Annotated in this window: 25 protein-coding genes and 2 pseudogenes; 16 read left to right on the forward strand and 11 right to left on the reverse strand. The window is 71.8% G+C overall.

Features of this window, described 5'->3' with window-relative positions; all coding sequences use genetic code 11:
- Nucleotides 1-187: 187 nt before the first annotated feature.
- On the forward strand, nt 188-1,087 hold the full coding sequence (locus tag OG819_RS24220) for an acyltransferase domain-containing protein (protein WP_266634242.1): 900 nt from the start codon (nt 188-190) through the stop codon (nt 1,085-1,087).
- Between the two features lie 206 nt (nt 1,088-1,293).
- Here the strand turns inward: OG819_RS24220 and OG819_RS24225 are convergent, their stop codons facing one another.
- Complete coding sequence (locus OG819_RS24225; RefSeq protein ID WP_266415122.1) at nt 1,294-1,767, reverse strand: RNA-binding S4 domain-containing protein; 474 nt, start codon at nt 1,765-1,767, stop codon at nt 1,294-1,296.
- Nucleotides 1,768-2,001: 234 nt separating this feature from the next.
- On the opposite strand from OG819_RS24225, the gene OG819_RS24230 reads away from it, so the two are divergent.
- The 9 genes and pseudogenes from OG819_RS24230 (at nt 2,002) to OG819_RS24270 (ending at nt 10,551) form a co-directional block, all read left to right on the forward strand.
- Nucleotides 2,002-2,823, forward strand: a complete 822-nt coding sequence (locus OG819_RS24230; protein WP_266651148.1) for a uracil-DNA glycosylase — start codon at nt 2,002-2,004, stop codon at nt 2,821-2,823.
- A 9-nt stretch (nt 2,824-2,832) separates the two neighbouring features.
- Nucleotides 2,833-3,794, forward strand: a pseudogene (gene pip / locus OG819_RS24235) (prolyl aminopeptidase).
- A 123-nt stretch (nt 3,795-3,917) separates the two neighbouring features.
- Nucleotides 3,918-4,724, forward strand: coding sequence for a nucleotidyltransferase domain-containing protein (locus tag OG819_RS24240; RefSeq protein WP_266651149.1), 807 nt, complete (start codon nt 3,918-3,920; stop codon nt 4,722-4,724).
- 41 nt (nt 4,725-4,765) lie between these two features.
- Complete coding sequence (locus tag OG819_RS24245; protein ID WP_054235966.1) at nt 4,766-5,497, forward strand: hypothetical protein; 732 nt, start codon at nt 4,766-4,768, stop codon at nt 5,495-5,497.
- Nucleotides 5,498-6,107: 610 nt separating this feature from the next.
- A complete protein-coding gene (locus OG819_RS24250; protein WP_266651150.1) occupies nt 6,108-7,985 on the forward strand; it encodes an FUSC family protein in 1,878 nt (625 codons plus the stop codon).
- Nucleotides 7,986-8,001: 16 nt separating this feature from the next.
- Nucleotides 8,002-8,151, forward strand: a pseudogene (locus tag OG819_RS24255) (amidohydrolase); the annotation flags it as partial.
- 81 nt (nt 8,152-8,232) lie between these two features.
- On the forward strand, nt 8,233-9,405 hold the full coding sequence (locus OG819_RS24260; protein WP_266623934.1) for a cytochrome P450: 1,173 nt from the start codon (nt 8,233-8,235) through the stop codon (nt 9,403-9,405).
- Nucleotides 9,406-9,490: 85 nt separating this feature from the next.
- Nucleotides 9,491-10,180: a DUF899 domain-containing protein gene (locus OG819_RS24265; protein WP_266623932.1), complete on the forward strand. Its 690-nt coding sequence runs from the start codon at nt 9,491-9,493 to the stop codon at nt 10,178-10,180.
- A gap of 197 nt (nt 10,181-10,377) precedes the next feature.
- Nucleotides 10,378-10,551, forward strand: a complete 174-nt coding sequence (locus OG819_RS24270) for a hypothetical protein (RefSeq protein ID WP_095855250.1) — start codon at nt 10,378-10,380, stop codon at nt 10,549-10,551.
- Between the two features lie 12 nt (nt 10,552-10,563).
- Here OG819_RS24270 and OG819_RS24275 read toward each other — a convergent pair whose 3' ends face one another.
- The 3 genes from OG819_RS24275 to OG819_RS24285 all read right to left on the reverse strand — a co-directional run bounded on the left by OG819_RS24275 (nt 10,564) and on the right by OG819_RS24285 (nt 13,933).
- The gene (locus tag OG819_RS24275; protein ID WP_266634240.1) at nt 10,564-12,501 is read right to left on the reverse strand and encodes an ABC transporter ATP-binding protein; all 1,938 of its coding nucleotides are present in this window, start codon (nt 12,499-12,501) and stop codon (nt 10,564-10,566) included.
- A 290-nt stretch (nt 12,502-12,791) separates the two neighbouring features.
- The gene (locus OG819_RS24280; protein ID WP_266623930.1) at nt 12,792-13,238 is read right to left on the reverse strand and encodes a hypothetical protein; all 447 of its coding nucleotides are present in this window, start codon (nt 13,236-13,238) and stop codon (nt 12,792-12,794) included.
- Nucleotides 13,235-13,933, reverse strand: a complete 699-nt coding sequence (locus OG819_RS24285) for an ATP-binding protein (protein ID WP_266581861.1) — start codon at nt 13,931-13,933, stop codon at nt 13,235-13,237. Before OG819_RS24285 ends, OG819_RS24280 begins: the two co-directional genes overlap by 4 nt.
- 232 nt (nt 13,934-14,165) lie before the next feature.
- Between OG819_RS24285 and OG819_RS24290 the strand changes: the two genes are divergently transcribed.
- Together OG819_RS24290 and OG819_RS24295 are read left to right on the forward strand one after the other, a co-directional pair.
- Nucleotides 14,166-15,026, forward strand: coding sequence for a helix-turn-helix transcriptional regulator (locus tag OG819_RS24290; protein WP_266623928.1), 861 nt, complete (start codon nt 14,166-14,168; stop codon nt 15,024-15,026).
- Nucleotides 15,027-15,290, forward strand: a complete 264-nt coding sequence (locus OG819_RS24295) for a DUF397 domain-containing protein (protein WP_266623926.1) — start codon at nt 15,027-15,029, stop codon at nt 15,288-15,290. It abuts the gene before it with no gap.
- Nucleotides 15,291-15,545: 255 nt separating this feature from the next.
- Here OG819_RS24295 and OG819_RS24300 read toward each other — a convergent pair whose 3' ends face one another.
- Entirely contained in the window at nt 15,546-16,958 is a 1,413-nt protein-coding gene (locus OG819_RS24300; RefSeq protein ID WP_266651151.1) for a PLP-dependent aminotransferase family protein, read from the reverse strand.
- Between the two features lie 77 nt (nt 16,959-17,035).
- On the opposite strand from OG819_RS24300, the gene OG819_RS24305 reads away from it, so the two are divergent.
- Nucleotides 17,036-17,515: a carboxymuconolactone decarboxylase family protein gene (locus OG819_RS24305; RefSeq protein ID WP_266634239.1), complete on the forward strand. Its 480-nt coding sequence runs from the start codon at nt 17,036-17,038 to the stop codon at nt 17,513-17,515.
- A 47-nt stretch (nt 17,516-17,562) separates the two neighbouring features.
- On the opposite strand, the gene OG819_RS24310 is transcribed toward OG819_RS24305, so the two are convergent.
- The 3 genes from OG819_RS24310 to OG819_RS24320 form a co-directional block, all read right to left on the reverse strand.
- On the reverse strand, nt 17,563-19,050 hold the full coding sequence (locus OG819_RS24310; protein WP_266623922.1) for a glutamate synthase subunit beta: 1,488 nt from the start codon (nt 19,048-19,050) through the stop codon (nt 17,563-17,565).
- A gap of 157 nt (nt 19,051-19,207) precedes the next feature.
- Nucleotides 19,208-19,687, reverse strand: coding sequence for an anthrone oxygenase family protein (locus OG819_RS24315; RefSeq protein WP_266651152.1), 480 nt, complete (start codon nt 19,685-19,687; stop codon nt 19,208-19,210).
- A 168-nt stretch (nt 19,688-19,855) separates the two neighbouring features.
- On the reverse strand, nt 19,856-20,551 hold the full coding sequence (locus OG819_RS24320; RefSeq protein WP_266581838.1) for a DUF2293 domain-containing protein: 696 nt from the start codon (nt 20,549-20,551) through the stop codon (nt 19,856-19,858).
- A gap of 187 nt (nt 20,552-20,738) precedes the next feature.
- Here OG819_RS24320 and OG819_RS24325 point away from each other — a divergent pair, with 187 nt between their 5' ends.
- Together OG819_RS24325 and OG819_RS24330 are read left to right on the forward strand one after the other, a co-directional pair.
- Entirely contained in the window at nt 20,739-21,371 is a 633-nt protein-coding gene (locus OG819_RS24325) for a uridine kinase (RefSeq protein ID WP_266623917.1), read from the forward strand.
- Nucleotides 21,372-21,499: 128 nt separating this feature from the next.
- Nucleotides 21,500-21,928, forward strand: coding sequence for a CBS domain-containing protein (locus tag OG819_RS24330; protein WP_266415156.1), 429 nt, complete (start codon nt 21,500-21,502; stop codon nt 21,926-21,928).
- 85 nt (nt 21,929-22,013) lie between these two features.
- Here the strand turns inward: OG819_RS24330 and corA are convergent, their stop codons facing one another.
- On the reverse strand, nt 22,014-23,141 hold the full coding sequence (corA, locus tag OG819_RS24335; protein ID WP_266651153.1) for a magnesium/cobalt transporter CorA: 1,128 nt from the start codon (nt 23,139-23,141) through the stop codon (nt 22,014-22,016).
- Between the two features lie 260 nt (nt 23,142-23,401).
- On the opposite strand from corA, the gene OG819_RS24340 reads away from it, so the two are divergent.
- Entirely contained in the window at nt 23,402-24,193 is a 792-nt protein-coding gene (locus tag OG819_RS24340) for a methyltransferase domain-containing protein (RefSeq protein ID WP_266623914.1), read from the forward strand.
- 5 nt (nt 24,194-24,198) lie between these two features.
- On the opposite strand, the gene OG819_RS24345 is transcribed toward OG819_RS24340, so the two are convergent.
- Nucleotides 24,199-25,095 (reverse strand): sugar kinase, encoded by an 897-nt coding sequence (locus tag OG819_RS24345; protein ID WP_266652833.1) that lies wholly within the window; start codon nt 25,093-25,095, stop codon nt 24,199-24,201.
- Between the two features lie 158 nt (nt 25,096-25,253).
- On the reverse strand, nt 25,254-26,159 hold the full coding sequence (locus tag OG819_RS24350; RefSeq protein ID WP_266581830.1) for a pseudouridine-5'-phosphate glycosidase: 906 nt from the start codon (nt 26,157-26,159) through the stop codon (nt 25,254-25,256).
- Nucleotides 26,160-26,250: the final 91 nt, after the last annotated feature.

The following is a 26,250-nucleotide window of genomic DNA, read 5'->3' on the forward strand; positions in this document are numbered from 1 at the left end:
CCGATCCGTGACCATCGCTCCTACGGGAAACGTACTCTTCGTCGTGCACGTTGACCAAGGGGCCGCGAGCGGGCAGCGGCCGGACCGACGGGAGGCGCGGGTGCTGCTGGAGGCGCTGCGGGCGGACGCGAGGCTCGCCGAGTGGCTGAGGGACCTGGAGAGCGAGGGCGCTCCCCGGCTGGAGGCGGTGCTCCCGGACGCGGACGAGCTGCCGGACGTCCTGCTCGACCTGACCGTGGCCCACGAGCACATCAACGAACTCGTCGCGCTGCGCGACCGGCTGGTGGCCGACCCGGAGGCGATGACGCTTCTCGCCCGGTGCGTCGGCCGCTTCGTACGGGACATGGGGGAGATCGGGAAGGGCTGGGAGCCGCCCGCCTTCCCCGAGTCGGCGGGGCCGCTCGGGCGCTGCTTCCACCTGTACGTCTTCGTCGCGGCGCTTCCGTACGTCCGGGCCTACCACCGCGGGCGCGGCATCCCCGACGAGGTGTCCCGACGCACCCTGGCCGACCTCGGACGGCATGTGTCCGTGCACCACAGACGGCTCGGGACGCCGGGGCTGCTGTTCCCCTGGTGGATCGCCCTGCACTTCCACGGAGAGCTGTTCCAGCTGGGCCGGCTGCAGTTCCAGCGGTCGCGGCTCGGCCGGCGCACGGGGCGGGCCGTCGCGGCGGCGGGCCTCGACGCGGGCCCCGGCGACCCCTGTCTGAGCCTGCACATACCCGACTTCCGCGGGCCGCTGTCGCCCGCCGCCTGCGAACGGTCGCTCGCGCTGGCCCGGGAGTTCTTCGCCCGGCACTATCCCGACGAGCGCTACGAAATCGCCGTCTGCCACTCCTGGCTGCTCGATCCACAGCTCGGGCGGTATCTCCCGGCGGACTCGAACATCGTCCGCTTCCAGGAACGCTTCCGGATCGCGTACCAGGAGACGACCCCGGACGACGGGGTGCCGGTCGGCTTCGTCTTCGGCGATCCGGAGCTGCCCACGCGGGCACTGCCGCGGCGGAGCGCGGTGGAGCGTGCGGTGGGGGACCATCTGCGCGGGGGCGGGCACTGGTACGTCGGGCACGGCTGGTTCGCGCTGTAGCCCGTTTCCGGTCCACGGCGATGAGTCCCGGACGCGCCCCCGGTCCACCCCTGCGACAGCAACGCGTACCGCTCTGGTCCGGCGGTTGCGGCGACAGGCATGACCGATGACCGCGCATGACGGCCCTGCGGCGTCGAGGGCTCCCCGAGTGACACGGGGAGCCCTCGACGCCGTACGCGACGCCCTCGGGCTCGGGGGACCCGGGTTCAGGGGGTCTCGGGGCCGCCGAGGCCCCGCAGGCGTTCCATCTCGCGGCGGTCGCGCTTGGTCGGGCGGCCCGCTCCACGGTCGCGGACGCCGGCCGGGGCGACCGCCTCGCGCGGCGGGGGCGGCGGGCTGTTGTCGACGTAGCATTCGACGGCGGCGGGCGCGCCGACCCGCTTGCGGATCACCCGCTTCACGACGACGACCCGCTCCCGGATCCCCTGGCGCAGGCGCACCTCGTCACCGACCCGCACAGCGTACGCGGGCTTGACACGCTCCCCGTTCACCCGGACGTGTCCGCCCCGGCAGGCGGTCGCGCCCATCGAGCGGGTCTTGACCAGACGTACGGACCAGATCCAGCTGTCGACCCGTACGCTCTCGCCGCCCGCCGGACGGGCGGCCTCGGCGGTCGCCACCGCCCTCTCCTCGTCGATCTTGTCGTCGTCGCGCTCGACGTCCGCACCCTCAGAAGCCATGCCTCGACTCTAGAAGAGTCCCGGCCCGACATGTCCCGGTGGCTGTACTGCGAACCGGTTGAAGCTGCGACAGAGAGCGTCGGCATCGGGGTGGGAGTCACCGCCCGCACCCTCGGTGTGCGGCACGCTCTACATCGGTATGCGGCACGCTTTCGACGCCGGGCCGCGCCCCGCCGAACAGCCCACGCCGGACGCGACCGCCCTGGTGAGCGCCGAGGCTCGTACGGTGGGGGCATGGACAACAGCTCGGCCGGCAGGAGCGATCCCAGTATCGACGGCGGCCTGGACGACCCGGGTGCATCCGGTGATCGTGACGACCTGGGTGCGGTGGGCGCACTGAATGATCTGGACGCACGGATCGCCGGGTGCCGGGCCTGTCCGCGACTGGTCGCCTGGCGCGAGGAGGTCGCCCACACCAAGCGCGCGGCCTTCGCCGACCAGACGTACTGGGGCCGCCCGGTCCCCGGCTACGGACCCGCCGACGCCTCGCTGCTCATCGTCGGGCTCGCACCCGCCGCGCACGGCGCGAACCGCACCGGGCGGATGTTCACCGGGGACCGCTCCGGAGACGTGCTCTACGCGGCGCTGCACGACGTGGGGCTCGCCTCACGCGGGACCTCGGTGAGCGCGGACGACGGACTGGAGCTGTACGGCGTACGCCTCACCTCGCCCGTGCGCTGCGCCCCGCCCGCCAACAAGCCGACACCCGGCGAGCGGGACACCTGCCGACCGTGGCTCGTACGGGAGTTGGAGCTGATGCGGCCCACGCTGCGGGCGGTGATCGTGCTGGGAGCCTTCGGCTGGCAGGCCGCACTGCCGGCCTTCGCCGCGGCGGGGTGGACGGTGCCCCGGCCCAGGCCGGTGTTCGCACACGGGGCGAGGGCCTCTCTGGAGTCGCAGGACGGTCCGGTGTCGGGCTCCCTCGAGCTCTTCGGGTGCTTCCACGTCAGCCAGCGGAACACGTTCACCGGACGGCTGACGCCCGCCATGCTGCGGGACGTGCTGCGTACGGCGGCCGGGGCGGCGGGGCTGACGACACGACCGTACGACGGTTAACCTCGCCCGATGGGCCTGTATCCGGAGATCGAACCGTACGACCACGGCATGCTCGACGTCGGCGACGGCAACCGCGTGTACTGGGAGGTCTGCGGGAACCCCGACGGCAAGCCCGCCGTCATGCTGCACGGCGGCCCGGGGTCCGGCTGCGGTCCTTGGTTCCGGCGCTACTGCGACCCCGCCAAGTACGGATCGTGCTGCTCGACCAGCGCGGCTGCGGACGCTCCACGCCGCACGCCGCCGTGTACGGGACGGACATGGCCGTCAACACGACGGCGCATGTGATCGGCGACCTGGAGCTGCTGCGAGAGCACCTGGGCATCCGGCGGTGGCTGGTGTGGGGCGTGTCGTGGGGGTCGGTGCTGGGGCTGCGGTACGCGCAGACGCATCCGGACGTCGTCTCCGAACTGGTGCTGACCGCGGTGGCCACCGGCTCGAACGCCGAAGTGGCCCTGCTGACCAGGGGGCTTGGGCAGTTCTTCCCCGAGGCCTTCGAGCGGTTCCTCGCCGAACTGCCCGACGGGGAGCGGGACGGGAACCTCGCGGCCGCCTGCAACCGGCTGCTCGAATCGCCCGACCCCGAGGTACGGGCGCGGGCGGCGCGGGCCTGGACCGACTGGGAGACGGCGATCGTTCCGGCGCCGCCGAGGTCGGTGGAGCGCTATGAGAACCCGGAGTTCCGCATGGGCTTCGCGCGGACCGTCACCCACTACTTCGGCAACGACCACTTCCTGGGGGAGGACAACGACGAGGGCGTCGTGATCCGCGACGCGCCCCTGCTGAAGGGGATCCCCGGCACCCTCGTCCAGGGCAGTCTCGACTTCGGCAACCTGCTGGGCACGGTGTGGCGGCTCCACCACGGCTGGTCCGACAGCGAGTTGGTCGTCGTGGACGACGTGGGGCACACCATGGGGGCGAGTGGTGTGGTGGACGCGTTGGTGGCGGCGACGGACAAGTACGCCTTGCGCTAGGCAACTTCAGGTTCGGTGAGCCTCTGTTTCGCCGAAGAGGTGCCGCACGGTCGACCGGTAGGTGGACCCCCCACCGCGGGATATCGGCTCGACAGCCCCGCCACTCCACTGCATCCTCACCCCATGCCCACACCGACCCGACCGCCGCACATCGACGACGAGAAGTTCCTCGACCAGGTCGCCGACCGCCTGGCCGCCCTCCCCGCCGTCCGGGCCGTCGCCCTCGGTGGCTCCCGCGCGCAAGGCACGCACGGTCCCGGCAGTGACTGGGACGTGGCGATCTACTACCGGGGCGCCTTCGACCCTGACGACCTGCGGGCCGTCGGCTGGCAGGGTGAGGTCTCGGAGATCGGCGGCTGGGGCGGCGGTGTGTTCAACGGCGGGGCCTGGCTGACCGTCGAAGAGCGTCGTGTCGACGTCCACTATCGCGATCTCGACGTGCTGGAAAGGGAGTTGGCGAGGGCGGAGCAGGGACGGTTCCATGTGGAGCCGCTCCTCTTCCATCTCGTCGGCATCCCGAGCTACCTCGTCGTCGCCGAGCTCGCCGTCAACCGTGTCCTGCGCGGTGAACTGCCCCGCCCCGCCGCCTATCCGGCGAAACTCCGCGCCTCCGCCACCGCCCACTGGCACGGCACCGCCCACGCCACTCTCGCCTACGCCAAGGCCAACCACGCACTCGCCGGTCGCCTCACCGAGGTCGTGGGAGCACTGGCGACCGCCGCCCTGCAGACCGGTCACGCGGTGCTCGCGGCGCGCGGGGAGTGGGTGACGAACGAGAAGCGGCTGCTGGAGCGGGCCGGGTTGAGAGGGATCGACGAGGTCGTGCGCGGCGGGGTGAACGAGCCGGAAGGGCTGGTGCACATGCTCGGGCGGGCGGCGGAGGTCCTGGACGCCGCGGTCGCCCGGGCCCGGGAATCCGGCGCCGAATAACCCTTCGAAAAGCGCCTGTTGTCACTGCTACCGTCACCGACGTGGCGAAACTCAATCAGATCATCGCAGTGGAGAAGGGCATCAAGTCCAAGTCCCATCAGGACCTGACGGCCGCTCATCACGGGCTGCAGAAGCCCGCATTGCTGGCCGGCATCTCGCGGACCTATCAGCCGAAGGACGAGGAGGGCGAGCAGTTGCCCCCCGAGTCGACGCGGGTGCAGGTGCAGGCCGAGGACGTGCTGCGGGAGACCGCGGGGACGCTCACCCGGCTGTTCGACGTGACCGCCACCAAGGACTGGGCGAACTGCACGGCCCGGGCGGATGTGAAGGTGGACGGACGGGTCCTCGTCGCTGACGTGCCCGTGTCGTATCTGCTCTTTCTCGAGAAGCAGCTCACCGATCTCAACACCTTCGTGCGGAAGCTGCCCGTCCTCGACGCCTCAGAGTCGTGGGTGCAGGACCCGTCGACGGACGCGTGGAAGACCGAGCCCGTGCGGACGCTGCGGACGAAGAAAGTGCCGCGCAACCACGTCAAGGCCGAGGCCACCGAGAAGCATCCCGCCCAGGTCGAGGTGTACTACGAGGACATTCCCGTCGGGTACTGGACGACCGTGAAGTTCTCCGGCGCCCTGCCCGCGCGGCGTGTGAACGAGCTGCTCGACCGGGTCGAGAAGCTGCAGCAGGCCGTCAAGTTCGCCCGGGAAGAGGCGAACGGCGTGGACGTCGTCGACCAGCGAGTCGGAGACTCCGTGTTCGGCTACCTGTTCGGGTAGCCTCAAGAACTCCCCGGCCACAACGCACCACGGCCGGGGTGCGCGAGGAGCGCAAGCTGAACCTGAAGCTTGTCGTGAATGCACGGTTCCAGTGGAGGTTCGAGTCCTCCCCGCGGCACCACACGGCACTCCACCGAGTGCCCACGCGCCGCGGTAGCCCAATTCGGCAGAGGCAGACCGTGATCAATCTCAGACTCTTGCTCCAGACTCAGCATTCGCCGCCGATCGCCGGATCGACCGGGCCCAGGCCCCGGGACGCCGAAATGCTGGTTCAAGTCCAGTCCGCGCAGCTCGATGCGTGGTGGTCCAAAGGCAGGACGCGGCGACATAACGACTGACCTGGGTTCTCAAGCGTGCCGGCGTGTGACATGGGTGGCATCACAAGGGTCCGGGGGCCGGCTACGCCCTCGGACCCGCTCCCTTTCATTCCCGGCCGACAGTTCATCCCCGGCCGGCAGTTGCGTTCATAAAGAACGCGGCATCCCCGTGATGCGTCACCTTCCGGAAATACATACGTTCCATTTCCTCCAGCAACGCGATCTACCGTAGGCAGTACACCGCCCGGCCGACGTCGCCCGAAGGCGCCCCGCCCTCGCCCGACAGGAGCCCCGTGTCCCGCCTCAGCGCCGCCGTACCGCCCTGGCTCGCCCATGCCCTGCGCGCACAGCGCGGCCCCGTGCCCTGGAGCGCGGTCGTGCGGGGCGCCCTGGCCGCCGGGCCGCTGCTGCTCGTGGCCGTACTGAGCGGGCGCACGTCCGTCGGTGTCGTCGCCGCTCTGGGGGCCATGCTCGCCGGGGTCAACGACCGGCCGGGCAGTCGCAGGGCCGCGGTCAGGCGGCTCGGGGTGCCGGCGCTCGCGGGAGCCGGTGGGCTGCTCGTGGGGTCGTACGCGGGACAGCAGGTCGGCGCGGTGACGCTCACCCTCCTTCTCACCGTGCTCGGGCTGCTCGCCGGAGCCGTCAGCGCCGTCGGGCCCGTCGCGAGCGGAGCGGGTACGCAACTGCTCGTCGCCGCCTCCATCGGGGCCGGGATGCCGCTGCCCGAGCCCGGCTGGCAGCGTGCGCTCTTCTTCGTCGGCGGGGCCGGCTGGCTGCTCGTGCTGCGGCTCGCGCTGCCCACCCCCGGGGCCACCGCCGGGGACTACCGCTTCGACGGGGAGCGGGACGCCGTCGGGGGTGTGTACGACGCCGTCGCCGCGCTGCTCGAAGCGGTCGGGGGGTCGGACGCGCCCGCTCGCCGGGTCGCCCTCACCGCCGCGCTCGACCACGCCCAGGACGCGCTCGGCGGGCCCCGGCTGCGGCGCTACGCCAGCTCCGCGGCCGAGCGGCGACTGCACGCGCAGTACGCCGCCGCGCTCCCGCTCGCCGAAGCCGCCACCGCGCTCGCCTGGGCGGGCGAGGCGGTGCCCGCGAGGGCCGCCGAAGGGCCGCGGCGGCTCGCCGTCGCCGTATGGACCAGCACGCACACCGGGCCGCTGCCCGCGCCCGCCCGCTCGGCACCAGCCCTGCGAGCCCTCGACGACGCACTCCTGCACGCTGCCGACGCCTTCGACGGAGGTGGCGACGACAACGCACTGCACACGCGGCGGCGTACCGCCGCGCCCCTCGCCCGCACGGCCCTCGGCTCCGGAGGGCGCGAGTACGGGCTGCGCGTCGCCCTCTGCTTCGGCGCCGCCGTGGCCGTGGCGCAGGCCCTGCACCACGCCCGCTGGTACGGCAACCACTCCCACTGGTACTGGCTCCCCGCGACCGCCGTCTTCCTGGTCAAGCCGGACCTCGGGCCGCTCGTCTCGCGCGTGATCTGCCGGGCGGCGGGGACCGTGCTCGGCGCCGTCCTCTTCGCCGGGTTCGCGGCGCTGCTGCCGCGCCCCGCCGGACTGGTCGCCCTGGTCGCGCTGTGCGGCGCCCTGATCCCCGTCGCCACCCGGCACTTCGCGGCGCAGACCGCTGTCGTCACCGTCCTCGTACTCTCCCTCGTGATGGTGGGCGGCGAGCCGGGGGCCTCCTGGAGCCGGATCGGGGAGACGCTGCTGGCCTGCGCGATCGTGCTGCTCGTCGGACACCTGCCGGCACTCGGGCAGCGCGGGGGAGGGGTACGGGCCCGCCTCACCCGCGCCACCGAGGCCGCGCACACGTACCTCGCCCACGTACTGGACGACGGCACGACCGACGACCGGGCCGGCCGCTGGGCCCTGCGCCGCGAGGCCTACCGCGCGCTCGCCGAGGCCCGCGCCGCGATCGACCTGGCCGCCGCCGAACTCCCCGCACTGGCCCGGCACGCCGAGGGCACGGACGAGGTCGCGGCCACCCTCGAACGCCTCGTCGACACCACGACCGCGTGCGCCGTACAGCTCGACGACAACGGACGGCTCACCCCCCAGCACACCGAACGCATCGCCGAACTCCTCGACGAACTGGCCGAGGCACGTGAACGGGCGGGGCTGGTGGCGAAGGAGGGGCAGGAGCCCACGGTCCCGCTCGCGGGCTGAGCACCGGGAGCCCGACCAGCCCGTGCACGATCTGGCCGCCACCCTCGTCCACAGCGCCCGCTCCGCGGACGTGACGACGACGATCGTCGACGGACGCGTCCTGATGCGCGACCGCGCGCTGCTGACGCTCGATCTGCCCGCCACGGTCAGGAAGCTGGGGGAGTGACTGCCCGCGCTCGTCGACCGGGACCACGACAGACGGATTCAGGAGTACGACACCTGATCCACTCTGCCTAGGGTGGAGGGCATGGACCCCGCAGAAGGCCTCATCGACCACCCGTACGCCGTCTACGACCGCCTGCGCGACACCGCGCCCGTACATCGCGTCGCCGGTACCGACGGCAACCCCGCCTGGCTCGTCACACGGTACGACGACGTCCGCGAGGCGCTCGCCAACCCACTGCTCTCGGTGGACAAGAGGCACGCGCTGCCCGGGAGTTACCAGGGGTTATCGCTGCCGCCCGCCCTCGACGCCAACCTCCTCAACATGGAGGCGCCCGACCATACCCGCATCCGACGCCTGGTGGTCCGCGCCTTCACACCGCGCCGCGTCGAACAACTGCGCACTCCCGTACGGGAAACCGCCGACCGACTCCTCGACGCCCTCGGACCGCACGGCAACGCCGACCTGATCGCCGCGTACGCCGCGCCCCTGCCGATCACCGTCATCTGCGACCTGCTCGGCATTCCGGTGGAGCACCGCCGCGACTTCCGGGCCTGGACCGACGTGCTCGTCGCGCCGGACCCGACGCGTCCCGGGGCCGCCAAGGAGGCGGTCGTGGCCATGCTCGGGTTCCTCACCCAACTCCTCGCGGAAAAACGGAAGACACCGGCGGACGACCTGCTCTCCGACCTGATCGCGGTGCGCGACGAGGGCGACCGGCTCACCGAGGACGAGCTGATGTCACTCGCCTTCCTCATCCTCTTCGCGGGCTACGAGAACACCGTGCAGCTCATCGGCAACGCCATCCTGGGGCTGCTCACCCACCCCGACCAGCTGACCGCCCTGCGCGCGCACCCGGAGCGATTCCCCCACGCGGTCGAGGAGTTCGCACGCCACGAAGGACCCGCGCTGCTCGCCATCCGGCGCTTCCCCGTCGAGGACGTGACGATCGGCGCGGTCACCGTGCCCGCGGGCGAGACCGTCCTGCTGTCCCTGGCCGCGGCCAACCGGGACCCGGCCCGCTTCCTCGACCCCGAGCGCCTCGACCTCGACCGGGACGCCTCCGGCCATCTCGCCCTCGGCCGCGGAATCCACTACTGCGTGGGCGCGCCGCTGGCCCGCTTGGAGACGGAGATCGCCCTGTCCGCGCTCCTGGAACGCCTTCCGGACCTCGCGCTCGACGCCGACCCGGCCGAGCTGCGGTGGCGGCCCTCCCTGCGCGCCCGCGGCCTGCTCGCGCTCCCGGTGACGTACTGAATCCGGAAATTCTCCGCCGGCACCGATGAGTTCCCCTCCCACGCCCGGTCACCACTGCGAAGACACCGTTCCGTAGGAGGGGCACATGACGCTTCCGCAGATCGTCTCGAGCGAGGAGTGGCGCGCCGCGCGCGCGAAACTGCTGATCAAGGAGAAGACGGCGACCCGCGCGCGGGACGCGCTCAACGCGGAGCGGCGCGGGCTGCCGATGGTCGAGATCGACAAGGAGTACGTGTTCGAGGGTGGCGACGGCAAGGCGACGCTGCTCGACCTCTTCGAGGGGCGCCACCAACTCGTCGTCCACCACTTCATGTTCGCGCCGGAGTGGGAGGCGGGCTGCCGCAGCTGCTCGGCCTTCCTCGACCAGATCGGCCACCTCGCCCATCTACGGGCCCGGGATACGGAGTTCGCCGCCGTGTCCCGGGCGCCGTACACGAAGATCCTGCCCTTCAAGGCCCGGATGGGCTGGACGGTGCCCTGGTACTCGTCGTACGACAGCGACTTCAACCACGACTTCCGGGTGTCCGTCGAGGTCGACGACGAGCCCTACGAGCGGCCGGGCGTGAGCTGCTTCCTGCGGGACCGCGACCGGGTCTTCCACACCTACTCGACGTACGAGCGCGGCCTCGACGGGCTCGGCTCGACGACCACCCTGCTGGATCTCACGGCACTCGGCCGGCAGGAGGCGTGGGAGGAGCCGCGAGGGCGCGCCTCGGCGCTCGGGGCGCCGGCGGGCAGCGAGCGGATCCGGTACCACGACGAGTACGAGGACTGACAAGAAAATGCGGGAAAGGAAAACTCACGAAAACTCACGGAATGAAACGCGCACCGGCCGAGAGTTCCCCCACACCAGAGTGGTGACCGAGTGTTGACTATGTCTCAGTACCGTCACTGACCGAGCCCTTCACCCCGCCTTTGGCGTTTAACTCTATGAGTACGCGTCATGAGTACGGCGCTACATGGAGGTGCAGGGTGAACGGGCGAATGGTGCTGGAGCGCTTTCCCGCCGGTGGGCCGCGCGGTTCGTGGCCCGCCGAGGAGTTCGCGCAGGCGTGCCGCCTTCAGGGACAGGCCGCCGAGGTCGTCATGGACCTCGCCTCGGACGCGTTCCTGGTGATCGTGCGTGCCGGGGAGCTCGTCGAGTGAGGCCCGCCGAGGTCAGCCCGCCTTCGGAGCGGATGCCTTCGGAGCGGGCACTTTCGTGGACGCTTTTGTGGGCACACTCGTAGGCGCCTTTGTAGGCGCCTTCGTGGACACCTTCGTCGTGAACTGCTCGGCCTGCAAGGAGTACAGCTCCGCGTAGACGCCGCCCTTGGCCAGCAGTTCGTCCGGACTGCCGGACTCCACCAGGCGGCCCTGATCAAGGACGTGCACCAGATCGGCGTGGCGGACCGAGGCCAGCCGGTGGGTGATGAGGACGACCGTCTGGCCGCTGCCCGCCAGGGCCCTGATCTTGTCGAAGACCTCCAGCTCGGCCCGGGCGTCGAGCGCCGCGGTCGGCTCGTCCACGATCAGGATGCGACCACGGCGGTACGCGGCCCGCGCGATGCCCAGCCGCTGCCACTGCCCGCCCGACAGCTCGTGCCCGCCGCTGAACCCGCGGGCCAGCAGCGTGTCCAGGCCGCGGGGCAGGTCGGCGACCACGTCCTCGGCACCGGCCTCCGCCACCGACGAGTTGACGCGCTCGTCCGTCAGCGGCGCCGAGGCGCGGCCGACCGCGACATTGACGCGGGCCGTGAACGGCCAGCGTTTGAAGTCCTGCGCCACCATCGCGATGCGTTCGGCGAGTTGCTGCCGATCCGCGGCCGCCGCGTCGACGCCGTCCCACAGGATCCGGCCCCGCTCGGGCGCGTACAGGCCCGCGAGCAGCTTCACCAGGGTCGTCTTGCCCGAGCCGTTCTCACCGACGAGCGCCACGATCTTGCCGAGCGGCAGGCGCAGGGTGACGTCCGCGAGCGCCGGCCGGGTCGAGGCGCCCGGATAGGTGAACGTGACGTTCTCGAAGCGGATCTCGCTCGGATCGTCAGGGAGCGGCTCGCCGCCCACCGGGATCGCGCGCTCGGCCGCCTCCACGTACAGGCGCTGCAGATCGCCCACGAACAGGGCCTCCTCATGGAGGGAGTTGACCTCCAGGACGAGTGTGTCCAGGCTCGCGGAGCCGGTGCGGATCGCGATCACGGCCGTACCGGCGACGGAGAGCGCCATCGCACCGGTGAGCAGCAGCACGCCGAGCGTCGCGTACGTCGCCACGGTGGCGATGCCGGTCCAGGCCGCCGCGATCAGGCCGGTGCGGGCGGAGAGCCGGGCCAGCCGGGCCTGTTCGGCCTCGGCGGTCTCCGACATCGAGCGGAAGTGGCGCAGCAGGAACGGGCCGACGCCGTGCACGCGGATCTCCGGTGCCGCCGCGGGCTCGGTGAGCAGGTTGCTGATCAGGTGCCCGGCGCGGGCGTGCTGCACCCAGGTGTGGAAGGACTCGTAGCGGCGCCGGGCGATGGTCAGGGAGCTCCAGGCGCTCGGCAGGGTCATCGTCACGAGCAGCGGCAGCAGGGCGGGGTGCAGCACGGTCAGCACGCCCGCGGCCGCGATCAGCGAGATCATCGCGTTCACCACGCGGGTGGCGATCGCGATCATGCGGCGGGCCGAGGAGGCACCGTACTGCGCGGTGTCCAGCAGTTTGTGGAAGGCGTCGTCCTCGATCGCGGACAGTTCGACGGCCGCCGCGCGCTCCAGATACAGCTCGGTGGCGACGCGCTCCACCTTGGGCTCCAGGCGCCCGGTGGCGTACGTCGAGGCCGCCCTCAGCAGCGCGCCGAGCAGCATGACGGCGGCGACCGTGATCAGCGCCGGGACCGCGCCGCGCATCCGGTCCGCGACGGGACCGCTCGTCATCAGCCGGCCCAGCACGCTGTTGACGGCCAGCAGGCTCACCGCCTGCGCGGCGCCCCTGGCCAGTTCGGCGGACATCACGATCCGGGCGGCGCGGCGGTCCGCGGTCCAGGCGAGCCGGAAACTGGACGCGAGCAGGGACGGCAGCCGTGTCACCATCGCGCGGAAGTTCAACTCCAGGAACGCTTCGGAGTGCTGCGACCAGCCCATGTCGTAACGCAAGGGGCCGCCGAAGAGCAGGTGTTCGGAGGCGGACGGCGCCGGTTCGTCGTTGTGGCGTTTCTTCTTACGGGCATTCCCTGTGGCTTTCCCCACCAACGGCCTCCCCGGGAACGGATGAACGGTGCCTTCCCCAGGAACGCGGCGCTCCACTCGTGATGACGGCGGAGGACGGGTGGCTACCGGCGCACTTCGGATACGCTCGCCAGCCCCCCCCCGGGCCGGAGGATCACGCGCCGATCGTCGACCGGAGGGTCACGTGCTGTCCGCCGACCGGAGGGTCACGCGCTGATCGGACGTGACCAGACGGGTGTCGTACCGGTGACCCGGCACAGGGCCAGATAGAGGGGGATCGGCGGGGTGTACGGCAGGGTGCCGGCCGGCTTGTGGATGAGTCCGGGGGCGTGCGGGGTGTCCGGTACGACCGCCCCGGTGGCGTAGTGGGCGGGCGCGGGCCAGTCCAGGACGACGTCGGACTCGGAGGGCACGAGCCACCACCAGTGCGCCCCGTCGGCGTACACACAGCCCACCCGGGGGAGCCGCGTCATCAGCAGGGGTCCGAAGTCGGCGGGCACCGCGACCGCGTCGCAGCCCAGCGGTATGGTCATGCCCTCGGGCACGGGGAGACGTCGTGGCGCCCCGGACGCCGTCCGCTCACGCTTCAGGCGGACCAGCGTGTCCAGGCTCAGGGCCTGAGCCCCGGGTCGTGTCGCCGACGTACCCCTCACAGCCTCCCCCGGTCCCTGCTTCGCCTGCTCGGAGGGATCCCCATGGTCCGCGTACCCCAGGGTCGTTCCGCTCCCCAGGATCGTTCCGTCTCCCGGGATCGTTCCGTCCCCCAGGATGCTTCCGTCGCCGTGCCCCGGCCGTCGGTCGTCGGCTTCCTCGCGCCCCATCCGAGGTCGGAACGGGCCTCTGAGGCCCCAGCGGCACAGTCCGCCGGGGAGCGCGGGAGATCCGCCCACACCAGCAGCCCCGGCGCGGTGTCCTGGGCACCCCAGGACCGGCACACGGCCGCGACGAGCAGCAGCCCCCTGCCGTGCTCCTCGTCGGGGCGCTGCGGCGAGGGGTGCGGCTCACCGGGAGCGCATCCCTCGTCGCGTACGGCTATCCGCACCAGGTCGTCACCGTCGTGCAGCTCGCACACCACACGCGCGCTCGCGCTGTGCACGATGGCGTTGGTGACCAGCTCGGAGACGACGAGGACCGCCGTGTCGCAGGTGTCGTCGGAGAGGGCCCAGCCGGAGAGCCGGGCGCGCGTCAGGTGCCGGGCCTGAGCCACGGAACCCGGGTGTGCGGCCAGCTCGAAGCGGAACCGGCGCACGGCGGCGGCGCCAGGGCGCACCCCTGCGGCGGCACGCAGACCGGAGCGGTCCTCGGCGGCGTCTGTTCCTAAGGGCGCGGACGGAATCACGCTTGCCACTATCTCCCCGCCGTGAACACTTGGCAAGTGTCACTCTGAAAATTGCAGAGTGCCATGTGACTCCGAGAAGGGCCGTGGCACACTGCTGGCAACAGCACGCCGAGCGGCGCCAGTTGGGATCGTCGAAGGAGACGAAGAGGGCCCCGAACGGCGCCGTCCGGTCTGTCAGGACGCAGTACCTGTTCAGAACCGTTCAGAGCGGCGTCTGTTCGGGACTCAGTGGAGGTGGGACGTGAGCGAACCGCGATCCGCGCCGACGGTCGGCCAGGTCGTCCTCGGCCGGCGCCTACTCGACTTGCGTGAACGCGCGGGTCTCAAGCGTGAGGAGGCGGCACGCGTCCTGCGTGTCGCGCCCGCCACGGTCCGCCGGATGGAGATGGCGGAGGTCGCCCTCAAAATCCCGTACCTCCAGCTCCTGCTGAAGTCGTACGGAGTGTCGGACGAGGAGGCCGAGGCCTTCGTCCAACTGGCCGAGGAGGCCAACCGGCCCGGCTGGTGGCAGCGCTTCCACGACATCCTGCCGGGCTGGTTCTCGATGTACGTCAGCCTGGAGGGCGCGGCCACCCTCATCCGTTCGTACGAACCCCACTTCGTGCCCGGAATCCTGCAGACCGAGGAGTACGCCCGTGGTGTCCTGAAGTCGGGCGCCATCGGCCAGACCAGACCCGAGGAAATCGAGCGCCATGTGGCGCTGCGCATGCAACGCCAGAATCTGCTCACTCGTGAGGGCGCACCCAGGATCTGGGCCGTGATGGACGAGACGGCCCTGCGCCGCCCCGTCGGCGGTCCCGAGGTGATGCGCGCCCAGATCGACAAGCTGATCGAGGCCACGAAACTCTCCAACGTGACGCTCCAGGTCGTCCCGTTCTCCACGGGGCCGCACTCCGGCACGTACGGGCCTTTCGTGCTGTTTCGCTTTGCCATGCCGGAACTCCCGGACATGGTCTACAGCGAGTACCTGACCGGCGCCGTCTATCTGGACGAGCGTACCGAGGTGGCGACGCACCTCGAGGTCATGGACCGCATGGCGGCTCAGGCCGCTACGGCACATCGCACGAAGGAGATCCTCCGGGATTTCCGCAAGGAGCTGTGAATGGACAACATCAAGCAGCGGATACGCAATGAGCGGATCTACAACGGGATGCCCGCCCGCGAACTGGGCAGCGAGGGCTGGCACAAGCCGTGGAGCGGAGGCAACGGCGGCAACTGCCTGGAGGCGATGAAACTCGCGGACGGGCGCATCGCCGTCCGCCAGTCGGCCGACCCGGACGGGCCCGCGCTGATCTACACACCCGGCGAGATGACCGCGTTCATCCAGGGCGCCAAGGAGGGGGTGGCGGACTTCCTCCTCTCCTGACCTACCTGAACCGCCGTGACTCTTGAATGCCGTTGAACTGCCTGAACTGCCTGAACTGCCTGAACTGCCTGAATCACCTGTGCTACCTGAATGGTCCGAACTCCCTGAACTCCCTGAACTCCCTAAAAATGGTGCTGAATTGATGACTCTCCGCGACAGAAGACCCTAGGACCACCACAGCACGACTCCCGCACACAGTGCGCGAACACCGGCCCCGACACCCCGCCGACGCGGGGATTCGGGGCCTCCCGCCGTTCACGGGCCTGGCGGCAGCGCCCCGCACAACGCCTCCAACGCCGCCCCGTACGCATGCTCCGAGGGCGTCGCGTAGCCCACCACCAGCCCGTCCGGCGCGGACATCGTCGCCTCCGGATGCCGGAACTCGGCGAGCCCGTCGAGCGCCACACCCTGCCAGATCGCGGCCTTGACGGCCGACCGCTCGGCCCCGGGCGGCAGCCGCAGCACCGCGTGCAGCCCGGCCGCGATCCCGGTCACCTCGACATGCGGCGCCCGCTCGGCGAGCGCCGCGACCAGCCGGTCACGCCGGCCGCGGTACCGCTGCCGCATCCGGCGCACATGACGGTCGTACGACCCGGAGGCGAGGAAGTCCGCGAGCGTCAGCTGCTCCAGGACGCCGGCCCACGCCTCCCGTTCACCCTTGACGGAGAGCACGGCGTCGACGTAACGCCGCGGAAGGACTATCCAGCCGAGCCGCAGCGCGGGCGACAGACTCTTGCTGACCGAACCGATGTGAACGACCCGCTCCGGGTCCAGTCCCTGCAAGGCGCCGACGGGCTTGCGGTCGTAGCGGAACTCGCCGTCGTAGTCGTCCTCCAGGATCACGCCCCCACGCGCGCGTGCCCAGTCGACGACGGCGGCCCGCCGCCGCGCGTGCAGCGGGCCACCGGTGGGGAACTGGTGCGCCGGCGTGAGCAGGACCGCCCGCTCCCGGCCCAACTCGCCCACCTGGGCGCCGCCCTCGTCCAGCGGCAGCGGCACGGTCCGTACGGACGCGGCGGCCAGCAGCTCACGGTGGAAACCGAGACCGTAGGACTCCACGGCCAGCGGCCCGCGCAGAACGCCCGGAAAGAGCAGCCGCAGGGCGTGCGCGAAGCCTGAGCAGATCACGATCCGCCCCGGCTCGGTGCGCACGCCACGCGCGCGTGCCAGGTACTCGGCGAGGGCCTCGCGCAGCTCGACACGGCCCGCGGGATCCCCCGGCCCGAAGGCCTCGTTGGGCGCCTGCTGGAGCGCCCGCCGGTACGAGGCGAGCCAGGCGGTCCGCGGGAACGACGACGCGTCCGGTGTGCCCTGCCGCAGATCGTGCCGCGGCCCGCGCGCGCGTGGCGGGGCCTTCTTCGGTACGCGCTCGGGGGCACCCGGCGGTTCGGAGCGCGCGGCGACCCGGGTGCCCGAGCCCTGCCGGGCGGTCAGCCAGCCCTCGGCCACGAGTTCGGCGTACGCGTCGGCGACCGTGTTGCGTGCCACGCCCAGGTCGGCCGCGAGCGAACGATAGGGCGGCAACCGGGTGCCCGGGGCGAGCCTGCCGCCGCGTACGGCGTCGCGCAGCGCCCGGATCAGCGCGGCCCGCCGCCCGCCCGGCCCGGACAGCTCCAGATGCAGGTCGGCGCCGATCCGCTCCGCAGAATTGACCCATGATTCCGCCATGGAAATGCACCCTACAGCCGGTCTTTGGGGCCCGTAGATTCATGGGCATGAGGACGAACACGAACACCACGAACGCGATGAACGCGATGAACGCGACGACCACCGTTCCCACCCGCCTCGACTTCGCGAAGTCCGCCCCGAAGGTGTTCCGCGCCCTCGTCGGCTTCGACGCGGCGGCCCGCGACGGACTCGACCCCGCCCTCGTCGAACTGATCCAGATCCGCGCCTCCCACCTCAACCACTGCGCGTACTGCCTCCACATGCACACCAACGACGCCCGCAAGGCCGGCGAGAGCGAGGACCGGCTGCACATGGTCGCGGTGTGGCGCGAGGCCCGGCACTTCTTCACCGAGAAGGAGCGCGCGGCCCTGGCCCTCACGGAGGCGGTCACACGCGTCGCCGACGGGGGCGTGCCCGACGACGTCTACGCGGAGGCCTCCGCCCACTTCGACGACCAGGAACTGGCTCACGTCCTGGCGCTCATCCTCACGATCAACACATGGAACCGGGTCGCGCTGTCCACGGCGAAGGTGGCGGGCACGGACGGGCGCCGCTGACCCGCCCGGCTTCGCCGGCCCGCGTCCCCGCACCGGCCGGCGGAGCGCTACGCGGTCATCGGGCGGTCGTACGGTCCGATCGGCGTCGGCAGCTGCGATGTCCCGGCCAGGGCGCGGTCCACGGAGGCCGCCACCGCCCGCCCCTCGGCGATGGCCCACACGATGAGGGACTGCCCGCGCGCCGCGTCCCCGGCGACGTACACCTTGGGCACATTGGTCGCGAAGTCGATGCCACGGGTGATCGTGCCGCGGGCGTCGAGGGCCAGGCCGAGCTGGTCGATCAGCCCGTCGCGCCGGTCGGGCCCCGAGAAGCCGAGGGCGAGCAGTACGAGGTCGGCGGGGAGCGTCCGCCCGGAATCGGGGACAGGGCGGCGCCGCTCGTCGACCTCGACCAGGTGCAGAGAGCGCACATGCCCCTGCGCGTCCCCGGTGAAGCGGAGCGTGGACGCCGCGAAGAGCCGCGCGTCCGCGTCCGCCGCGGGCGCCGTCTCCAGGTCGCGGGCCTCCTCGTGCGCGGCCGAGAGCCGGTAGATCTTGGGGTAGGTCGGCCACGGCTCGACGTCCTCGTCGCGCTCGGCCTCCGGCTGCGCGTAGATGTCGAGCTGGGTCACGGACGCGGCGCCCTCGCGCACGGCGGTCCCCAGACAGTCGGCGCCCGTGTCACCACCGCCGACGATGACCACATGCTTCCCGGCCGCGGACAGGGGCGAGACCTCCAGATCCCCCTCGCACACCCGGTCGGCCAGCGGCAGATACTCCATCGCCTGATGAATGCCGGCCAACTCCCGCCCTGGAACGTCCAGTTCCCGCCATGCCGTGGCGCCCACCGCGAGCACCACGGCGTCGTAGCGCGCCCGCAGCTCGGCTGCCCCGAGGTCCCGACCGACCGCCGTGGACGTCCGGAACTTCGTGCCCTCCGCCCGCATCTGCTCCAGCCGCCGGTCCAGATGCCGCTTCTCCATCTTGAACGCGGGGATCCCGTACCGCAGCAGCCCACCGATCCGGTCGGCCCGCTCGTACACGGCCACGGTGTGCCCGGCCCGGGTCAGCTGCTGCGCCGCGGCGAGCCCCGCGGGCCCCGACCCGATCACCGCGACCGTCCGGCCGGAGAGCCGGTCCGGTGGGCGTGGTGGCGTGAATCCGTCCTCCCAGGCGCGGTCGGCGATGGCGACCTCGACGTTCTTGATGGTCACCGCGGGCTGGTTGATCGCGAGGACACAGCCCGCCTCGCAGGGCGCGGGGCACAACCGGCCGGTGAACTCGGGGAAGTTGTTCGTCGCGTGCAACCGGTCGCTCGCCGCCCGCCAGTCCTCGCGTGAGACGAGGTCGTTCCACTCGGGAATCAGATTGCCCAACGGGCAGGCGTCGTGACAGAACGGGATGCCGCAGTCCATACAGCGGTCGGCCTGCCTGCTGATGATCGGCAACAGCGCACCGGGGACGTACACCTCGTTCCAGTCCCGCACCCGTTCCTCGACGGGCCGACGGGGATACTCCTCACGCGGAGTGGTCATGAATCCCTTGGGATCGGCCATGGCCGTCTCCCTCACCTACGCGTACCGGTACGGGACCGCGCGACCATCGAGCCTCTCCGGCCCACGGCCTACGGCGGCACTCCTTTCCCGCCACGATACGTCGCCTCCTGGGGCCCTGCCGCTCAGCCGAGGGCCTCGAACGCGGGTGACGGCCGCCTCAGGTGAGGGCCAGCGTGTACGAGAGCGCCGCGGCGGCCGACGCGACCGCACGGATGTGGTTCCACCTCGTCCACTCGCGCACGTACGAACGCCAGTACACGGCGGCCTCCGGCGTGCCCGGGTCCATCTTCAGCAGCGCGTCGTTGCGCGGGACGTTCGCGACGACCGTCACCCCGAACGTCCCGAACAGATACAGCGCGCTGCCCAGCAGCAGCTCCACCGTCCCCTCGTCGGGCAGCAGCACGAAGGTGACTACGGCGAGCACGGCACACAGCCCCGCCGACCCGACGAACACGAGCATGAACGGCGGGCGCACCGCGGCCACGTTGATCTCGTTCATCGCCGCCACGCCCTGCGCGGGCGGCAACTCAGCGAGCCCCCGCATCACGAACGTCGAGAACCCGCAGAACACCCCGGCCACCAGCCCGCAGCCGAGCACCCCCAGGACGGTCAGCACGAAATACGGTCCATCGATCATGACAACTCCCCGTCGCTCCCCGAAGCCAAAGATCCTGCACGGCACCCACCGTCACCACAAGTGAAATCGCGTACTGCCACAGTGACCATGGCCGAAGGGCGCGGGGGCATGCGCGCGCGTCCAGAACCGGGTGGTGCGGGGGAGCGGTCGCACCGCTCCACGGCGGGGTCACGCGCCCGCCGTGAGCTCGTCGCGCCACCCCTGGAGCCGCGCCTCGACGGCGGCCGCGATCCGCCGACGCGCCTCGTGCCGCGGCACACCACTCATCAGCAACTGGTCGTACGGAGTGTCCGTGTGCCGTACGGCGGCACGGACCGCCGCCGTCACCGCCGCCTCGGACAGCGCACGGCCCGCGGCGCTGCGTCCCACCCGCCCGCTCCCGCGCACCGAGGCGTGCGCGGCGACCGCGTGCGCCCGGTCGGCGGGACACCCGGGAAACAGCCGGCGTATCTCCCGCGCGAACACCTCCGTGAACCGCAGATCCTCCGCCTCCCGCCGTCGCGCGTCCCGTGCGCGGCGCCGCCGTCGCGCCTCCGCGTCCGCCAGGCACCGCTCCTCGGCCCTGGCGAGCGCCGCCTCCTCGACGAGGACGCCCTGCCGCTCGTAGCGGCTCCGCCGTCGGTTGAAGCGCACCACCACCGCCGACAGCGCGCCGCCCTCCCGCGACCGGCGCGTCAGCGCGGTGTCGCCTCGCGGCAGGAACACCAGGTGCCCCAGGTCCGCGCAGTCCAGACACCGCGGCTCCCCCTCCTCCAGCACCAGCAGCGCCAGCGGCCCGCTCCGGCACTCGGCACAGCGCCGCTTCTTGAGCGGCTGGATGACGAGAAGTCCGCTACGAGGCGGGGGGGTTGCGATCGGTGCCATGAGTGGTTCATTCCCCCGCCCGGGGCGTCCTCCTACGCGATGCCGCCCCTTCTCGATGCCGCCGCCTCCTCGATCCCCCGGGCCCCGTCCCCCCGCGCCCGGTGCCCGGTGCCGCGCGCGTCTTGCGCACCGCCTCGCCGCCCGCCACGCCCACGGGAACGATGCGTGGTCGCGGCATCATGGGCCTGTGCGACTCGAAGCGATCACCTGGGAACGGCTCGGCGACCTCCTCGCCGAGCGCCTGCTCGACCTGAAGCCGGACGACGGCAGTCCGTGGCCGCGGATCGCCTTCGACGGAGCCCCCGCCGCCCGGCCCGGCGACCTCGCGCGCCGCGTCTGTGAGGCGCTGCGCATACGCGGCCGGTCCTCGCTCGTCGTCGGCACGGAGGGCTTCCTGCGCCCCGCGTCGCTCCGGTTCGAATACGGTCACAAGGACGCCGAGGCGTACTACGACGGCTGGGCCGACACCGGCGCCCTGTGGCGCGAGGTCTTCGGTCCGCTCGACCCGGGCGGTGACGGCCGCGTCCTGCCCGACCTCTGGGACCCGGTCACCGACCGCGCCACCCGCAGCCCCTATGTCCAGCTCCCGCCCGGCGGGCTGCTGCTGCTCCACGGCCCCTTCCTGCTACGGCACTGGTTCCCGTTCGACCTGAGCGTCCACGTCCTCCTCTCCCCGGGCGCCCTTCGCCGCCGAACTCCGGAACCCGAACACTGGACCCTGCCCGCCTTCGAGCGCTACGAGACCGAAGTCGACCCGGGCGCCACGGCCGACGTCCTGGTCCGCGCCGACGATCCACGCCACCCGGCGTGGAACGGCTGAGCGGCGGCCACGCAAGCACATTCGGGACTTCCGGGTGCGCGCCCCTGGGGACACGGCAAGAATGAAGGGCGCCGGGACTAGCGGTGTGTTCCGCGCCGCGCCGGCCGTCCGGCACCGGGAGGTACTTCATGACCACCGCCGGAGACATCATGCACCGTGGCGCCCAGTGGATCCCCGCCCACGAGACCCTGGACCGCGCCGCCCAGCTGATGCGCGAGCTCAACGTGGGCGCGCTGCCCATCAGTGACGAGAACGAACGGCTCTGCGGCATCCTCACCGACCGCGACATCGTCGTCGGCTGTGTCGCCATGGGCCACGACCCTGCCCGGGTCACCGCGGGCGAGATGGCCCAGGGCACCCCGCGCTGGATCGAGTCGGATGCCGACGTCGGCGAGGTGCTCCAGGAGATGAAGGGGCACCAGATCCGCCGGCTTCCCGTGATCGAGAACAAGCGCCTCGTCGGCATGATCAGCGAGGCCGACCTGGCCCAGCACCTGACGGACGAACAGCTCGCCGCGTGGGTCGAGAGCGTCTACGCGAGGAGCGCGCTGCGCTGACCGCGCGGACTCTCCCGACCGGCAGGACCATGAGCACGCACTCCCGCCCGGCCGGCCGTGCCGGGCGAGGGGCGGCTCACCGCTCTCACAGCCAGCCGTTGCGCCGGAACCCCCGGTACAGGACGAGGCAGGCGAGCGTGATCACGCCGATGACTATGGGGTAGCCGAACCGCCAGTGCAGTTCCGGCATGTGGTCGAAGTTCATGCCATAGACCCCACAGACCATCGTCGGCACGGCGATGACCGCCGCCCATGCCGTGATCTTCCGCATGTCCTCGTTCTGCGCCACCGTCACCTGCGCGAGGTGTGCCTGCAGGATCGAGTTGAGCAGTTCGTCGAACGCGGCGACCTGCTCGGTGACCCGCAGCAGATGGTCGGAGACGTCCCGGAAATACGCCTGTATCTCCGGGTCGACCACCCGTATCGGCCGGGTGGCGAGCTCCTGGAGGGGGCGGGCGAGCGGCACCACCGCCCGCTTCAGGTCGAGGAGTTCGCGCTTGAGCTGGTAGATGCGGCCCGCGTCCGCCCGCGCGCCGTTCTCGGCGAACACGTCGGCCTCGACATGGTCGATGTCCTCCTGGACCGAGTCCGTGACATGCACGTAGTCGTCGACCACATGGTCCGCGATCGCGTGCAGCACCGCGGCCGGGCCCTTGGCGAGCTGACGGGTGTCGGCCTCCAACTCCTCGCGCAGCGGCCCCAGCGACCCGTGCCGTCCGTGTCGCACGGTGATGACGAAGTCGGACCCGACGAAGACCATGATCTCGCCGGTGTTCACCACCTCGCTGGTCGCCGTCAACTCCTTGTGCTCGACGTAGCAGACCGTTTTGAACACCGCGAACAGTGTGTCGCCGTACCGCTCCAGCTTCGGGCGCTGATGAGCCTCCACCGCGTCCTCGACGGCCAGCGGGTGCAGGTCGAAGAGGTCGGCGATACCGGCGAACTCCTGGTCCGTCGGCTCGTGCAGCCCGAGCCAGACGAAACCCTCGTCGCTCTTGCGGATCCGCTCCACGGTCTCGACGAGATCGCGGCCAGCCGGGACCCTGGCGCCGTCCTGGTACGCCACGCAGTTCACCACCGCCGTGCCCAGCGGGGACCGTGCGGGGTGACTCAGGTCGACACGGGTACGCCGCCGGGCCAGCCGCGCCACCTTCCGCAGGCCGCCGACCTTGCCGAGGCTCGTGACCTTCCGCAGATTCCCTGCCATGGACATCCGGATCTCCTTGCGTGGATCTCCCCGCGCCGCGCTTTGCGCCCTGGCGTGCAAGTCTGCCAGTCCTTCGCGGCTGTCGGGAAAGCCTGTGGGAACGGAACGTTCCACTTCGTTTCAGGGGTGCCGGGCGGCATCGGGCCGGATCGGGCAGGGTCGCTGTCCGAGCGTCAGAGGCGGGCGGTGCCCGCGGTGACGCACGGGTGGGGAGAACGGGAGCGTCGGCGATTCCGGACAAGCGGGTCAACTGGGATGATCGCTGCATGACGCAAACCGACGGCTATCTCCTCGACAACCGGCAGACCGAGGCGGGAAAGCGCTTCGACGCCTTCGCCACTCTCTTCGACCCCACGACCTTCCGGCACATCGAGCGCTTCGGCATCGGGTCCGGCTGGCGCTGCTGGGAGGTCGGGGCGGGCGGCACATCCGTGGTGTCCTGGCTCGCCAAGAAGGTCGGCCCGACCGGGCGGGTCGTGGCGACCGACATCGACACGTCGTGGGCGGCCTCGGCGGCCCGCCCACCGGTCGAGATCCAGGTGCACGACGTGGCCGCCGAGGAACCGCCGGGGGAGGGCTTCGACCTCGTGCACGCACGGCTTGTGCTGGTCCATGTGCCGGACCGGGAGCGGGCGTTGCGCTCGATGGTCAAGGCGCTGCGGCCCGGCGGGCGGCTTCTCCTCGAGGACGCCGACCCCGCGCTGCAGCCCCTGCTCTGCCCCGACGAGCACGGTCCCGACCAACAGCTCGCGAACCGGCTCAGGCACGGCTTCCGCAAGCTGCTCTCCGAGCGCGGCGCCGACCTCTCCTACGGCCGCAAACTCCCGCGCCTGCTGCGGGAGGCGGGACTGCGCGAGGTGGAGGCCGACGCGTACTTCCCCGTCACCTCGACGGCCTGCGCCGACCTCGAGGCGGCGACGATCCGTCAGATCCGCGACCAGCTCGTCACCGCGGGACTCGCCACCAACGAGGACATCGACCGCCATCTGGTGAACGTGGCCTCCGGCTCGATGGATCTGGCGACCGCGCCGATGATCTCGGCCTGGGGACGCAAGTAGCGCCGCTACCGGGCCCTCGCCCCCGCGGGCCTGCCCCCGACCCGTTCCACCGCCCTCGCCCCCGCCCGGCACCCTTCCGCCGCCGCTGCCTCGGGCTCGGCGCCCGCGAGAAGAGCGGCGAGGAACGCTCCGGTGAAGGCGTCACCGGCGCCCGTGGTGTCGCGGGGGTTCGCGGGCACCGCCGGGACGTGGGCCCGTACGGCGCCCGAGCGGGCCACCAGGGCCCCGTCGGGGCCCTGCTTCGCGACGACCAGGGGGACGTGGCGGCTCAACTTGGCCGCCGCGTCCGCCGGATCGGGAAGGCCCGTCAGCAGGACCGCCTCGTCGCGACTGGGCAGCAGCAGGTCGACGCCTTCGGCGAGCGCGAGGAAGCGGTCCACGCCGAGTTCCGTGAGGAACCCCGCCGACGCGGGGTCCAGACTGACGGGTACCCCACGCGCGCGTGCCGACTCCAGAGCCACCGACACCAGCGCCCGGCTCGGCTCGGAGAAGAACAGATAGCCCGACAGATGCAGCCGCGCGACACCGTCGAGCAACGCGGGCGACCAGTCGTCGGGGCCGAGCCGCAGCGAGGCCCCGCTGTCGGTGAGGAACGTCCGCTCGGCCGAGGCACCCTGGTCCACCAGACAGATCACCGTCCCCGTCGGCACCTGCGGATCGACGACAAGGAGGGGGCGTACGCCGCAGGCCTCCAGCTCGCGCTCGTGCCAAGCGACGTCGTCCGCTCCCACCCGGCCCAGCAGCCGCACCTCCGCGCATCCCCAATGCGCGGCCCAGCACGCGACGTTGGCGCCGGCCCCGCCCGGCAGGGTCCGGATCGCGGCAGCCGTGTCGGTGCCCGCCGCGAGCGGCCCGCGATGCCGGGCGACGATGTCCGTGACCACGTCACCGACGATGAGCAGCGCTCCCGCCGCAGGGCCCGAGCCTCGCCCGGCGCCGTCCCGGTCCGCACGGTGCGGACCATCGTCGCGGTCCGCCCGGCTCGGGCCCCGGCCCGGACCACCCTCGCGATCCGTCCCGTTCACGCCCCGGCCCGGACCACCCTCGCGATCCGTCCCGTTCACGCCCCGGCCCAGGCCGCCGCGATCCGTCCCGCGAGTCGAACGTTGCCGCGCACCGCCGCCAGATTGGCGCTCAGCGACGCGCCGTCGGTGTGCCGCACCAGATAGTCCAGCAGGAACGGCGTCACGGCCTGCCCGCTCACGCCCTCCGCCTCGCACGCCCGCAACGCCTCGGCGAGCACGCGCGCGTGGAGCGCGGGATCGAGCTGCTCCTCTTCGGGGACCGGGTTCGCCACGATGAGCGCCGATTCCGGGCCCTCCAGTGCGTCCTGCGCGCGCATGACGTCCGCCACCTGCCCGGGGGAGTCCAGCGTCCAGTCCACGGGATGTCCCGAGTCGGACAGATAGAAGCCGGGAAAGTGACCGGTGCCGTACCCGGCCACCGCGACGCCCAGCGTCTCCAGGCGCTGCAACGTCGCCGGCACGTCCAGGATCGACTTGACGCCCGCACACACCACCGTGATCCGGGTGCGCGCCAGCAGGCCCAGGTCCGCCGACTCGTCCTGCGTCACCGTCCACTCCCGGTGCACCCCGCCCAGGCCGCCCGTCGCGAACACGCGGACGCCCGCGAGCGCGGCCAGCAGCGCCGTCGCGGACACGGTCGTCGCACCGCTCGCGCCCGCCGCCACCGCGAGCGGCAGATCGCGGTGCCCCAGCTTGCGGATCCCGTCCTCGTTGGCGACCCGCTCGAGCTGCTCCTTGTCCAGCCCGACATGCGGCCGCCCGTCCAGCACGGCGATCGTCGCCGGTACGGCCCCCTCCTGCCGCACGACGTCCTCCAGCTCCAGCGCGACCTGCAGATTGCGTGGGCGGGGCAGCCCGTGCGCGATGATCGTCGACTCCAGGGCCACCACCGGCCGGCGCGCGCCGAGCGCCTCCCGCACCTCTTCGGACACCACGATCACGCGCCTGCCTCCTGTCTGTCGCCTCTCCTCATCTCTGGCGGGCGGCGCGCCCGGTCAAACCCTTGCGACCTGCGGCGTACGACACCAGCCT

This window comes from Streptomyces sp. NBC_01549 (genome assembly GCF_026339955.1).
In the GTDB taxonomy this organism is placed as follows: domain Bacteria; phylum Actinomycetota; class Actinomycetes; order Streptomycetales; family Streptomycetaceae; genus Streptomyces.